General features: G+C 71.9%; 13 protein-coding genes and 1 pseudogene. 7 read left to right on the top strand and 7 right to left on the bottom strand.

Features of this window, described 5'->3' with window-relative positions; translation table 11 throughout:
- Nucleotides 1-15: 15 nt before the first annotated feature.
- Nucleotides 16-876, top strand: a complete 861-nt coding sequence (locus ABZ374_RS23775) for an oxidoreductase (protein WP_360314185.1) — start codon at nucleotides 16-18, stop codon at nucleotides 874-876.
- The gene (locus ABZ374_RS23770) at nucleotides 876-1,505 is read left to right on the top strand and encodes a TetR/AcrR family transcriptional regulator (RefSeq protein ID WP_360314183.1); all 630 of its coding nucleotides are present in this window, start codon (nucleotides 876-878) and stop codon (nucleotides 1,503-1,505) included. Before ABZ374_RS23775 ends, ABZ374_RS23770 begins: the two co-directional genes overlap by 1 nt.
- 276 nt (nucleotides 1,506-1,781) lie before the next feature.
- Here the strand turns inward: ABZ374_RS23770 and ABZ374_RS23765 are convergent, their stop codons facing one another.
- Together ABZ374_RS23765 and ABZ374_RS23760 are read right to left on the bottom strand one after the other, a co-directional pair.
- Nucleotides 1,782-2,150: a hypothetical protein gene (locus tag ABZ374_RS23765; protein ID WP_360314181.1), complete on the bottom strand. Its 369-nt coding sequence runs from the start codon at nucleotides 2,148-2,150 to the stop codon at nucleotides 1,782-1,784.
- 290 nt (nucleotides 2,151-2,440) lie between these two features.
- Complete coding sequence (locus tag ABZ374_RS23760; RefSeq protein WP_360314179.1) at nucleotides 2,441-3,247, bottom strand: NAD(P)-binding domain-containing protein; 807 nt, start codon at nucleotides 3,245-3,247, stop codon at nucleotides 2,441-2,443.
- Between the two features lie 58 nt (nucleotides 3,248-3,305).
- Between ABZ374_RS23760 and ABZ374_RS23755 the strand changes: the two genes are divergently transcribed.
- A complete protein-coding gene (locus tag ABZ374_RS23755) occupies nucleotides 3,306-4,235 on the top strand; it encodes a LysR substrate-binding domain-containing protein (protein ID WP_360314177.1) in 930 nt (309 codons plus the stop codon).
- A gap of 158 nt (nucleotides 4,236-4,393) precedes the next feature.
- On the opposite strand, the gene ABZ374_RS23750 is transcribed toward ABZ374_RS23755, so the two are convergent.
- The 5 genes from ABZ374_RS23750 to ABZ374_RS23730 form a co-directional block, all read right to left on the bottom strand.
- A complete protein-coding gene (locus ABZ374_RS23750) occupies nucleotides 4,394-5,398 on the bottom strand; it encodes a tyrosinase family protein (protein ID WP_360314175.1) in 1,005 nt (334 codons plus the stop codon).
- 1 nt (nucleotide 5,399) lies between these two features.
- Nucleotides 5,400-5,825 carry a hypothetical protein gene (locus ABZ374_RS23745; RefSeq protein ID WP_360314173.1) on the bottom strand — a complete coding sequence of 142 codons (426 nt, stop codon included), beginning with the start codon at nucleotides 5,823-5,825 and terminating at the stop codon, nucleotides 5,400-5,402.
- 184 nt (nucleotides 5,826-6,009) lie between these two features.
- Nucleotides 6,010-7,014: an amidohydrolase family protein gene (locus ABZ374_RS23740; protein WP_360314171.1), complete on the bottom strand. Its 1,005-nt coding sequence runs from the start codon at nucleotides 7,012-7,014 to the stop codon at nucleotides 6,010-6,012.
- 403 nt (nucleotides 7,015-7,417) lie between these two features.
- Nucleotides 7,418-8,434, bottom strand: a complete 1,017-nt coding sequence (locus ABZ374_RS23735; protein WP_360314169.1) for an HNH endonuclease — start codon at nucleotides 8,432-8,434, stop codon at nucleotides 7,418-7,420.
- Nucleotides 8,431-9,051, bottom strand: coding sequence for a class I SAM-dependent methyltransferase (locus ABZ374_RS23730; RefSeq protein ID WP_360314167.1), 621 nt, complete (start codon nucleotides 9,049-9,051; stop codon nucleotides 8,431-8,433). Before ABZ374_RS23730 ends, ABZ374_RS23735 begins: the two co-directional genes overlap by 4 nt.
- Before the next feature lie 90 nt (nucleotides 9,052-9,141).
- On the opposite strand from ABZ374_RS23730, the gene ABZ374_RS23725 reads away from it, so the two are divergent.
- The 4 genes and pseudogenes from ABZ374_RS23725 to ABZ374_RS23710 all read left to right on the top strand — a co-directional run bounded on the left by ABZ374_RS23725 (nucleotide 9,142) and on the right by ABZ374_RS23710 (nucleotide 12,480).
- Nucleotides 9,142-9,630 carry an isochorismatase family protein gene (locus tag ABZ374_RS23725; RefSeq protein WP_360314165.1) on the top strand — a complete coding sequence of 163 codons (489 nt, stop codon included), beginning with the start codon at nucleotides 9,142-9,144 and terminating at the stop codon, nucleotides 9,628-9,630.
- A 262-nt stretch (nucleotides 9,631-9,892) separates the two neighbouring features.
- Nucleotides 9,893-10,124, top strand: a pseudogene (locus ABZ374_RS23720) (hypothetical protein); the annotation flags it as partial.
- Between the two features lie 78 nt (nucleotides 10,125-10,202).
- Nucleotides 10,203-10,754, top strand: a complete 552-nt coding sequence (locus tag ABZ374_RS23715; RefSeq protein ID WP_360314163.1) for a hypothetical protein — start codon at nucleotides 10,203-10,205, stop codon at nucleotides 10,752-10,754.
- 424 nt (nucleotides 10,755-11,178) lie between these two features.
- Nucleotides 11,179-12,480 (top strand): phosphoribosyltransferase family protein, encoded by a 1,302-nt coding sequence (locus tag ABZ374_RS23710; RefSeq protein WP_360314161.1) that lies wholly within the window; start codon nucleotides 11,179-11,181, stop codon nucleotides 12,478-12,480.
- The last annotated feature ends 51 nt before the right edge of the window (nucleotides 12,481-12,531 follow it).

Raw genomic sequence — 12,531 nt, 5'->3', positions numbered from 1 at the left:
CTCGCTGGAGGAGCAATGCAACAACGGCACAAGCAGCAGAACTGGCTCGTCACCGGCGTCAGCACCGGCCTCGGGCGGGCCGTCGCACAAGCCGCCCTGGCCGCCGGGCACACCGTCGTGGGCACCGTCCGCTCCGAGCCGGACCTGCGGGCCTTCGAAGGGCTCGCGCCCGGGTACGCACACGCCCGCATCCTGGACGTGACCGACGACGACGCCGTCACGAACGTGGTCGCCGAGGTGGAGCAGCGCGTCGGCCCCCTGGACGTCGTCGTCGCCAACGCCGGCTACGGCCTGGAGGGCACCTTCGAGGAAACCCCGCTCGCCGAGGTGCGCCGGCAGTTCGAGGTCAACGTATTCGGGACGATGGCCACCCTCCAGGCGGCGCTGCCGCACATGCGCCGCCGTCGCCGCGGCCACCTGATGGCGGTCACCTCGATGGGCGGGCTGATGGCCGTGCCCGGCATGTCCGCCTACTGCGGCAGCAAGTTCGCCCTGGAAGGCATCCTCGAGGCGCTGGGCAAGGAGGTGGCGCAGTTCGGGATCCACGTGACGGCGATCGAACCCGGCTCCTTCCGCACCGACTGGGCCGGCCGGTCGATGACCCGCGCCGCGCGGTCCATCGCCGACTACGACGAACTGTTCACCCCCATCCGTGCCGCTCGGCAGAAGGCAAGCGGGAACCAACCGGGCGATCCCGCCAAGGCCGGAGAGGCCGTCGTGCACATCACGTCGGTCGACCGGCCGCCGGCCCATCTCGTCCTGGGCTCGGACGCGCTGCGCCTGGTCGCCGCCGCGCGCACGGCCGTGGACCAGGACATCCGCGCGTGGGAGCCGCTCTCCCGGACGACCGACTTCGCCGAGGGCGCACGACTCTGATGCCCGACCAACCCCCCACGCGCGGCCGCCGCGGCACCGAACGCAAGGGCGATGTCCGGGAGCGGGCCATCCTGGACACCTGTGAAGTGCTGCTGGCGGACAAGGGCTACGACGCGATGACCGTCGGCGACATCGCCCAGGGCGCCGGCATCACCCGCGGTGCCCTGTACTTCTACTTCGGCTCCAAGCAGGAAGTGGTCACGGCACTCGTGGCCCGAACCGTCGAGCACCTGTGGGAGCGATCCCGGGCCACCGCGGCGGCCGACGAGCCGCGCCGGGCCATCGCGGCGGCCATGCAGCGCACGGTCGAACTGTGGAACGCACACGGCCCGGTCATGCGCACGGCGATCGACGTGTCGTCGACCGTGCCGGAGATCGGCGAGTTGTGGGACCGTACGGCCGACCTGTTCATCGCGGCGATCACCGCCGTGCTGGAACGAGCCGGCATCCGGGCCGGCGGCGAACCGGACCAGGCCGCCGCGATGGCACGCGTCCTGTGCTGGATGATCGAGCGGACCTTCTACCACGCCTCGCAGGAGTCCCGCGAGAACCTGCAAGCCGCATCCGCGACTTGCGAACACATCTGGCTGACCAGCGCCGGCCTGCACCCCCCGGGGCAGCCGGCCTGAACGGCACGGCCCAGGAACCGAAGCCGATCCGTGGCGACATCGGACCGACGCTATCGAGCGCGTGTTCGGGGTGATGCCTTGCGCCGCCTTCGGCCGACCGCTCGGGGTTGTGATTCGGGCCGAGTGGGGCTGTCGGGGAACCCGCTCCGAATACGGGAGTTCACGATCGGCCACCGTTCCCGGCGGTCGAGTCCGCTCCGCCGAGGTTGCCGAAGAATCGCCGGTGATCCGCGAAGGGAGCGCGGATCACCGGCGACACGCTCGGGGCGGTGCGGATCAGATCAGACGCAGGTACAGGGCGACGCTGTTGCCCGGCGCGTTCCAGGCGAAGGTCTTCTTGTTGCCGCTGGGGCAGGCGTTGGCGCTGTTGACCTGCACCGAGCCGACGCTTCCGTACACCTCGGCGCACTTGCCGTCGGCCTTGGTGTCCTTCACGTATCCGTCCACGTAGACCCGGTTGCCGGAGCACCAGACAGTCCAGTGCGCTTCGGCGCCGTTGACGTGCACGTCCTTCGTTTCCGGACACTTGCCCAGGGCCGCTTTCGGTCCGGACGCCGAGGCGGGGGACGCGATGGCGACGACCTCCGCCGTGCACGCCGTGAGCGCGGCGACCGCGAGCAGGCCGCTGATCAATCGTCTTGTCATGGTCTTTTCTCCCCGTATATGCAAGATATGCAAGGCGACCAGGTATCCGGCACTCAGGTCACGGAAAGAAACACTGCCGCTCCGAATCGTGATCGTTCAAGCTTTCGAGGGCCTCCGGTTCTTTTCGTCCGAAACACGACCCGGTCGCTCGCGTGGACGGTTGCCGATCTCGGGCGGCGCGAAGGCAAAAGCCCTGCCGAGGCGAGGAATCGACTCCACACACGCATGCTCGACCCACCGGCGTGGGCGTTCTCCCTCGCACTTTCGGCCAACTCGCCGCCGCGTGGCCGTCAGCCTCGGTGCTTGCGGACGGCCGGGGTCAGGCGGGCCAGGTCGTCGTCGGCGATCTCGGGGAAGGCGGTGAGCGTGGCCAACACGGCCGCGGCGATCGGGAGTTCCGCCGCCTCGGTGGCGAGGCGCACGTCCTTGGCGGCGAGCTGTGTCGCGAAGTCGCTGGTGGTGTCGGTGGCCCTGCCGTAGGCGAAGGCCAAGGGACCGGCGGCGAGGGCCTGTTCGGCCGTGCCGTCGGGCAGTTCGAGGGCGTCGGCCAGGGCCAGGGCCTCGCCGATGAGCGCGACGCTGCCGACGACCGCGTTGATCATCACGAGCTTGAGCGCGGCGCCGTTGCCGAGGGCGCCGCAGGGCCGCACCTCGCCGAGGTGATCGAGCACACCGGCGACCGGCGCGACGTCGCCGCCCGCGAAGATCAGCAACTCGCCGGCAGCCGCGCGGTCGACGCTGCCCATCACGGGCGCGTCGACCAGGGCCACGCCCGCAGGGAGCGTATCTGCGAGGGCCCGGACGGCGTGCGGGCCGATGCTGGACATGTCGACCAGTCGGGTCCCGGCGCGCAGCGCGGGTACGCAGGCGGCGACCACATCCGCGACGGCCGCGGGGTCGGCCAACATGCTGATCACCACGTCCGCGTCGCGCACGGCGTCGGCGGGGTCGGCGGCCGGCCGGGCGCCGGCCGCCACCAGCTCTTCGGCGCGGGCGGGAGTGCGGTTCCACACGGTCAGCGGGAAACCCGCGTTCAGCAGCCGGTGGGCCATGGGCAGGCCCATCCGGCCCGTACCGAGAAATGCGATGCGTTCCATGACGTCGACGCTAGGCGCTGCCCGGCGATGCGACCAGCGAATGTCTAGCATGGCTGCCATGCCCACATCGCATGACTTTCCGCTCGCCTGGCTCCGGGTGTTCCTGGTCGTCGCCGAGGCGGAATCGTTCACGGCCGCCGGGACCGAACTCGGCTATACCCAGTCGGCGGTGTCCCGCCAGGTGTCCGCGCTGGAGGACGAGGTCGGGTCGGCGCTGTTCGACCGGCTGCCGCGCGGCGTCCGGCTCACCGACGCGGGGCGGGCCCTGCTGCCCCGGGCGCGGACGGTACTCGACCAGGTGGACGAGGCCAGGCGCGACCTCGCGGCGTTGCGCGGGCTGGCGAGCGGCCGGGTCCGGGTGGGCGCGTTCGCGACGGCGGGGGCGGTGCTGGTGCCGCGCACGGTGGCCGCGTTCCGCGCGGCGCATCCGGGCGTGGCGCTCACCCTGGACGAAGGGCTGACCCGGCGGCTGCTGTCGCGGATCGCGGCCGACGAACTGGACGTCGCGGTGGTCGGCGGCGCCGGAGCGGACGCGAGCGCGGGGGCGACGCTGCACCCCCTGTTGGACGAGCCGATGCTCGTGGCCCTGCCCCGCTCGCACCCCTTGGCGGGGCGCCGACACGTACGGCCGGCGGAACTGGCCGACGCGGAGTGGATCGCCGGCAGCGCACGACCGGAGGACACCCTGCTGGGCCCGTACCTGCGCGAGGGGTTCGCACCGCGAATCGTGTTCGTCGCCGCGGACTGGATCGCCAAACAGGGCCTGGTCGCGGCCGGCCTCGGCGTCACCCTGGTCCCGGCGCTGGCCGCACCCGCGCTGCGTTCCGACCTCGCGCTGGTGTCGCTGCGCCGAGACGGAGCACCGGTCCGCAAGGTATACGCGGCCACCAGGGACGGCGTGACCCCGTCCGCCGCCACCGAGGCGTTTCTGACCCGGCTGCGCGAGACCGCGATCGCGTTGTCCAGCGACCTGCGCAAACGCTACTGACCCGAGGGCTGCGGCCCGAACCGGCGGCGGCCCGCGGGGCGGCTCCCGGAGCCGATCTCCGTCCACCGGGCACCCGACGGCCGTCGGATCGCGACGACCCGCCCACCCGCACCCCCGCCCTGCCGTCGCATCGCGGTCGACGCGGGGCGGATCGTCGTTCAGGGGACGATGTCGTAGGTGTACTTGGCGGTGAAGTCGAGGGTCAGGCGGGGTGTTCCGCCCGGGGAGCCCGGGCCCAGGGGGGTCACGATCGGGTCGTCGATGCGGTGGCCCAGGAGGTTGATCGAGGCGGTCATCGGTGGGAGGTACGAGCGGCCGTTGAGTTGCATCCAGCCCTCCCAGATTCGGTCCACGTTGCAGTGGTGCAGGTAGAAGACGGGATCGTTCGGGGACGATGCCGGGCCCATGTCGCCGCCCACCCAGCGGTGGACCTGGTTGTGCAGTCCGGTGCCGACGAACCCTTCCAGCCGGTTGCGGAAGCCCCTCGACGACGCGTCCCAGGGGGAGAAGTCGTAGGTGGCGAGGTCGGGATCGCCGCCGAGGAGCGGCGCCGTGTTGAAGGCGGCGCCCACGTCGAGGGCGTTCGGAAGCGTGGTCGACGAGGCCGTGCCCTGGGGTGGAAGGCGCCCCAGACCCCGGCGCAGGCCCCGATTCGCCTGGACGAGTCGGAGCGAACTGTCGGTTTCGACGCGGACCCGGAAGCTGTTCGGGTCGGCGGGATCGAAGACGAACGGCCCGGTGGAGATGGGATCGCCCTGGTTGCCCATCCAGTCCTTCGTCCAGATCGGCCGGCTCTCCGGATCGGGGAGGGATCCGTCGATGGACCAGTCCCAGTACGGGAGGGCGAAGCCGGGGTCGTCGAGGACGCGCTGGATGTTGGCTTCCAGGTAGGCCAGCATGACGCGGTGCCACGGCAGGAACACCGGCCCGCGGTGGGCGCCGTTGCGGATCATCCAGTCCCCGTCCGGCGGCACGGGCGTGGTCATGGCGCGGTGGTGCCAGATCACGAACAGATCGTAGGTGCGGACCGGCTTGGCGGGGCCGGCGATCCCGAAGGCGGTCGTCTGGAGCGTGGTGCTCTCCCGCTTGAGGAGGTTGACGCCGCGGATGTACGCGTCCCGGGCGACCGGGTCGGTGACGATGTTCCTGCGTACGATCGCCATCTCAGCCACCTCCCGGGTGATCCGGCCCGTGGTCGTGTCCCTCATGGCCCTCGTGTCCCCCGTGCCCCTCGTGTCCCGCGTGCCCCCCGGGTTCGGCCGGGCCGCCATGGCCTCCGCCGCCCGGTGGGAATTCGTCCGGGAAGTATTGGATGAGGGCCTTCACGGTGTCCACGGCGGAAAGGAATTGGTACGCGGGCAAGGCGTGACAGTGCACCTCGCCGTTGTTCGACACCATCAGGTGGGCGGTGACCGGCCGGTCGTCCACGGTGATCTCGTAACTGGTCCTGATGACGATCCGATGCCCCTCGAACTCCTCTTCGCGAACGCTGTCCATCGAGCCGTGCATGGTCTCCGGCACGGGCAGATCCGCGATATATCGGGCGAGGGCGGCCGGTTCGGCGGTCGCGGCGAAGTCCTGATGGTCCATGGGGTCCACTCCCAAAGCCCGCAATCGCCTCGGGTCGAGCCTCGTGGCACATCGGCCCGGCGGAACCTCGTGGGGTCCGCTCGATCCGGGCGGTTCGGATACATGTCCAGGAGACGCTCATGCGGCAGGCGCTGCAACTCCTGTCGCAACGCCCGGGCGAGAGGCCGGAGTTGCCGGGGCGAGGCTACTCGGGGACGGGGTACGCCTCGCCGAGGTTGCGGGTGGCGGCGCGTTCCGCCTGAGCGAACCAGGCCCCGCAGGTGGCGGCATCGAGTGTGGGCAGCGCGGCGGCCTTGGCCCGGATGCGTTCCAGCGCGGCGCCGGCCTCGGCCCGCACGGCGGCGGTGTCGACGCCGACGAGGCGGCCAGGCCGCTTGCGCAGCTGCCCGTCGACGATGACGGTGTCCACGTCGGCGGCGCCGGATTGCAGCACCACGGTGCCGGCGGAGTGGCTGGGCGGGACCAGGTCCCAGCGCGGGCGCAGCACGATCACGTCGCCGCGCTTGCCGACGGTGAGCGATCCGATCCGGTCGCCGAGCCCCAGTGCCTGCGCCGAGCCGCGGGTGGCCCAGTCGAGGGCGTCGCGGACGGTGAGGTCGACGGCGGTGGGCATGGCGCCGCGGGCGTGTACGCGGTCGTGGTCGAGCGCGCGTTGGGTCTGCAGGCCGATCCGCATCTGGGCGAACAGGTCCCCGGAGCCGCAGGCGACGGTGTCGGTGCTGATGCCCGGCAGGATGCCGTGGTCCAGGCAGGCGCGAAACGGGGGAAAACCCATGCCCATCCGGAGTTCGGTCTCGGGGGCGATGCTCACCCGGGCACCGGTGTCGGCGAGCAGTCGCCACTCGTGGTCGGTGAGCGCGGGACAGTGGATGTGCAGGTGCCCCGGGCGCAGCAGACCGTGGTCGTGGAGTTCGCGCAGGCCCCGGAGCAGGATCGAGGTGGTCGCGGCGCCGGTGTGCGAGGCGACTCGGATGTCCAGCTCCGCGGCGAGACGGATCTCCGCGGCGGTGTCGGCGAACGCGAGGGTGCCGAAGTCGCTGAGCAGTCGGCCCGCCCGACCGCCCGGGACCGCGGACCGGCCGCGGGGCCGCGTGCGCCGGCCGACCCGGTGTGGCTGGAGATCGTGCCACGGCTCGCCGTGACCGGGCAGGAAAGCTGCAACACGATCGGTGGCGACCTGGACGTCCACCAGACGACGTTGTCCCACCACTACCGGGTGCCGCGCGAGGCGGGCATCACCTGGACCACCATCCAGGGCCGCTCCCGACTGGTGCGGCTGCGCCACCACGACCTGGACACGCTGTTCCCCGGCCTGCTCGACTCGGTACTGAACGGGGCCGTCGCGGGCATGCGGCCGCGGGAGGCCGACGCTCGGCGCGCAGCACCACCGACGGCCCGAACCGCCCGAGCGGCACCGGCCGTTGCCTCGGTCGGGCGAATGCCGCCACGCCGGATTTGCCATGGCCCGGTTGGCGAACTGCCGCCCCGTCGGCGGCGGGACGCCCTTTTCGAGCCCTACTGTGGGTGGGAGCCGCGCGACGCCGGGCTCACCACCCGGTCGTGGATCCTGCCGCGGCCCGCCCGGTGGGGAGTCAGTCGCAGGCCGCCTGTACCTGACGCAGGAAGTAGGGCCACTGCTCGGCGGTTTCGCGGCGGGGGCGTGCGGCATTAAGGCTGAGGAGGAGGGTCCTTTTCAGCGGGTGGGGCGAGTGCATGATCGCTTCGTTGCGCTGGGCGAGGCGGTGCAGGTGGCCCGAGGTGGGGGGACGGTCGCTTTTGTCGGCGTTGCATTGCCGGTGGGTGGGGGCGAGGTTCCAGACCGCGTCCAGGTCGGGGCCGCGCCAGCCGGATACCACGCCCAGGCGCCGCATCAGCGAGTAGGGGAAGACGTGGTCGACGGCGGTTTGGTCGGCGGGGGTGATGGGCTCGGTGCAGATGAGGCAGCGGCCGTGTTGGAATCCGATCAGGGCGTCCGCGACGCCGGTGACGGAGCGGCGGCGCCCGGTGTCCATCAGGGTTTGCGTTTCCCAGTCGACCGCGAAGCCCTCGTTGACGAGGCTGGGGCCGATGCCCGCGGCGAACGAGAGCGCCACGATGTCCCAGCGCGCGGCGAGTTCGGCGCGCAGCCCTTGGGCCTGCTCGGATTGGGCGATGCGGAGCAGGTCGGGCGTCAGGCGCACGATCCGGGCGCGAGATTTTCCGGTCGACTCGTAGAACGTATGGGCCGTTCGGGTCTTGCCCTTCAGGTTGTGGAACCTCTCCATGACCATCGCCGGGATGGAGTCCATCGTCGCGTTCAGCAGGCGTTCGGTGGGGCGTCCGAGGGCCTTGGACTCGGCGGCCTCGCGTTCGGCCACCACCAGAAAGTCCGTGTCGCGCCACGGCGTCTTGGTGGATGCCTGGGGGGCGTCGGCCTGGTGCGCCACGATGGCCATCGCGTACAGGGCGGCGAGTTCGTCCAGCGGCACCTCGGTGCGGCCCTGTGCGGCGAGTTCGAGCAGGACGCTGCCCAGGGCGAACTTGTACGTGCGCGTATTCGAGCCGGTGAGGATGGCGAGTCGCCAGGAGGTGCGTGGGTTGGGCTCGGTCCGGTAGAACTCCGGCGTCATCGTTGCCCCTGGGGGGCGGGGGGTTCGGCGCGCAGGACGAGGGTGTCCCAGTGGACGTCGGCGCGGCCCAGGTGGTCGGGCTCCTCGCCGCGATGGACCGGGAAGAGCGCGGATCGACCGGCCAGGGCGAGGGTCTCGGCGACCGGGACGGCGAACATGCGCCGGCCTTCGGGGACCGGGCCCCGCCGGATCGACATCGCCACGCGGCCACCGGGCGCGGTCAGTTCGGCCACTCGCCGCATGCCGTCGACGCGCTCGGCCTCGTCCAGGTGCATCCACACGGCCGACATCAGCACCAGGTCGTACCGACCCCGCACACGCGCCAGCGCGGGCAGGGCGTCGTCGACCCACTCGATGTCGACCCCGGGGTGTGAGCGGCGGCCGATCCGCCGCAACTCGTCGGTGGGTTCGACGGCCACCACGTGGTGGCCCCGACGAGCCAGCGCCGCGGCGTCCCGCCCACTTCCCGCACCGATGTCGAGGACCCGGCCCGGACTCGACGGCAACCAGGGCAGGATGCTCGCGTGCACGGCCTCGAAGGTCGTGCTCGTGTATCGACGAGCCAACGCCTCGGCGTCCGGTCCGTAGCCGGCGGTCCCGAGTGGCCGTGTCCGCATGCCGGTCCATCCTTTCCGACGGCGCACCGAATCCGTTTACGCGGAACGCTACGCCATCGCACCGACGGCCCCTGGCCTACCATCGTCTCCGTGACTTCCGCGCTGCTCCTCATCGACCTGATGCCACGCATCATCGCGCTGCCTCTCGCTCCGCACTCCGGCGAGGAAGTACTGGCACGCTGCCGTCGGTTGGCCGACGGGTTCAGGGCCGGCGGTCGCCCGGTGGTACTGGTGCGGGTGGAGCGGCCGAACGTGGCCGAGCAGCCGCCGGGCAGCGGCTTCGCCGACGATCTGGTCAGGCCCGGCGATGCCCTGATCGTCAAGCGCACCGTCGGGGCGTTCCACGGCACCGACCTGGACGACCGGCTGCGCGAACTGGGCGTGGACACGCTGGTGCTCGCCGGACTGGTCACCACGATGGGTGTCGAATCAACCGCGCGGGCCGCGAGCGACCACGGCTACGAGCTGGAGTTCGTCGCCGACGCCATGTCGGGATTCGCCGCGGACGAGCACGACCTCGCCGTGGAAAGGACGTTCCCTCGATTCGGCGAGGTGCGTGACACAGCGGCCTACGTCTGACCCGGGCAGCCGAATCGCGGCGCTCACCCGTGACCGGATCGGCGGCGGCGGCTCGCCTCCACGACCTCGGCAAGGCCCGCCTCGGCCGGCGCCGTGCGCACCGCCGCCACAGCCGGTCCGCACTCCGGCCACCACGGCGGTGGATACGGCACGACCCGCTCGTCGCGGACGTGGCCGATACTCCGATGCGTGCCGCACGGTTTGCGGAACTCATGTGTCTGCGCGAAGAGTTCCGGGCGCGCCATCCGCGGCGAAGGATCGAGCCGGAGTCGAGTCCGGGCCGCGGGCCGGTATGACGGTGTGGGGGAGTCGACGCCCCGGTCCCGGTGGAGGGCGTGCACCGCCACTTTGCGAGCCTGTACGAGGCAGTGCCCGAGATCCTCGCCTTCGCGTCGGGCCCGCACGGGATTTCGCGGTGTGAGCGCGTTGTGGGCGACGGCCCGGGCGGCTCCCGCGACACGCACCGCCGAGCCCGAGGACACCTCTCCGAGTAGTGGGGGTCTCGTCGTACCTCGTCGCAGCGCCGGACCGCCGGCCGGCCCGGTGACGTGGTACTGACACAATCACCGGCCATGATGAGACTGACTCCAGGAATAGCCGCGTTGTCCGGGGCCGGGATCGGGTCGATGGCCACGATTTTGGGGGTGTGGATCTCTCAGGGGCTCAGTGGCCGTCGGGAGCGTGCGCATCGGACCTGGGATCGTCGGGCGGCGGCGTACGAGGACATTCTGATCGTGATGGCCCGGCTGCGTGGGGAGCGCAAGGAGGCCACGAGCACGGGCGAGCTGCGGCTGGCGCGGTTGGCGAATCCGGATTCGGAGGATGGCGCCCGGTTGGCCGCGCAGGCGAACCTGTACGGCAGTCCCGAGCTGCGCAACGCCCAGAGTGCGGCCTTCGCGGCCTTGCAGAAATGGCTGTTCGCGCTGATGGCCTGGCGTTCGTACCACGACACGTACGGGTCGTTGCCGGACACGCCGCCGCTCAAGAGCACGGACGCGTTGTGGGACACGGTGCTCGACGCGGCCGCCGAGGCGGACAAGGCGGATCTCGCGCTGACCGCCCAGGTGCGCAAGGACGCGCTGGGGGAGAAATCTAAGCCTTTCCGGCGCGGCAACGGAGGTTGAGCAGCGAAGGGCCGTTTGCCGACGGCGCACCCTCCGCCGCCACCCCGTCGCCGTGCGAACACGGTGTCGGCGGTGGCGGTGCAACCGGGCCGGAAGGAATCCCGGCACCCGGTCGCCATCGGCGGCGGAGCCGGCACGTGGGGCGGGGCGTGTACCGGGATCCGGCGAGCCGTGACGCGCGTGAGGCCACCTCGGCCGCTCCCACGCCCCCCGACGGCTCGGCTTCGGTGTGGTGGTGTGGGCGGGATACTGGGAGTACGTGCCTTCGCCCTTCGCCGACGGCATGGGCGGCGCGGATGATCGGGCAGCGTGCGGACTCCGTTGCATCGTCCGGCGGCCGGGAGGCCGAGGGCCCGCTGTGGGTGGCTGCCGCGCCGCGTGTCGCCTCGGTGGGGAGGCCGGCCGCCGAATCCGAGGAGGAGTCGTGATCTTCAGGGATCGTCTCGAAGCCGGTCGGATACTGGCGGATCGGCTCGGCTACTTGAAGGGCGAGGACGTGGTGGTCCTGGGCCTGCCCCGGGGTGGCGTTCCGGTCGCCGCGGAGGTGGCCGAGGTACTCGCCGCGCCGTTGGATGTGTGCCTGGTGCGGAAGTTGGGTGTGCCACACCAGCCGGAGCTGGCCATGGGCGCGATCGGCGAGGACGGCGTGCGGGTGGTGGACCCCGGCCTCGTGCGCAGGGTGGGCGTCACCGACGCGGCGCTGGCCGCCGTCGAGGAACGCGAGCGCCGGACCCTCGCCGAACGCGCCCGCAGCTATCGGGGCAGCCGGCCGCCGGTCGACATCGCCGGGCGGACGGTCGTATTGGTGGACGACGGCGTCGCCACGGGGGCGACCGCGCGGGCCGCGTGCCGGGTCGCCCGCGATCGCAGGGCCGCCCGGATCGTCCTCGCGGTTCCGGTCGCCCCGTCGGACGTGGTCGAACGTATGGGCAAGGACGCCGACGAAGTGGTCTGTCCGCATCCGGTGGTCGATTTTCTCGCGGTTGGCCAGTTCTACACGGACTTCTCCCAGACCTCGGACGGCGAGGTCGTCGCGTGCCTCGAACAGGCGGCGGCCGACGCGCCACACCCTCCCGTGTCCGACACCGGGGACGTGGAGATGGCCATCGGGGGTGTTCGGCTCGGCGGCCGGCTGCGGGTGCCCGACGGCGCGGCGGGGATCGTGGTCTTCGCCCACGGCAGCGGCAGCAGCCGGCACAGCCCGCGCAATCGCTTCGTCGCCGACGCGCTGACCGAGGCCGGGGTGGGCACCCTGTTGTTCGACCTGCTCAGCGACGAGGAGGAGCAGGACCGGGCCAACGTGTTCGACATCGAACTCCTGGCCCGCCGACTCGCCGGTGCCACCGACTGGCTCCGCGCCCGGGACGAAGGCCGCGGGCGCCCGGTCGGCTACTTCGGCGCCAGTACCGGCGCCGCCGCCGCGCTGTGGGCCGCGGCGGAGCCCGACTCCCGAATCGCCGCGGTCGTCTCCCGCGGCGGCCGACCCGACCTCGCCGGCGCCCGCCTGCCCTCGGTCACGGCCCCGACCCTGCTGATCGTGGGCGGCGACGACCACCTCGTGCTCGACCTCAACCGGCAGGCACAACAGCACCTGCGCTGTGCCAACGAGCTGGCGATCGTCCCCGGCGCCACCCACCTGTTCGCGGAACCCGGCACGCTCGAAGCCGCCACGGCGCTCGCCGAGGACTGGTTCCTGGCCCGTCTCCGTCCGCGCCCCGAACGCTGAACGGACCCGACCGACGCAGCGGCGCGGGCGGGCCGGTTCCGCCCGCCCGCG

The sequence above is a fragment of the Embleya sp. NPDC005971 genome, from assembly GCF_040629175.1.
Lineage (GTDB): Bacteria > Actinomycetota > Actinomycetes > Streptomycetales > Streptomycetaceae > Embleya.
This window is presented reverse-complemented; position numbering and strand designations above follow the sequence as displayed.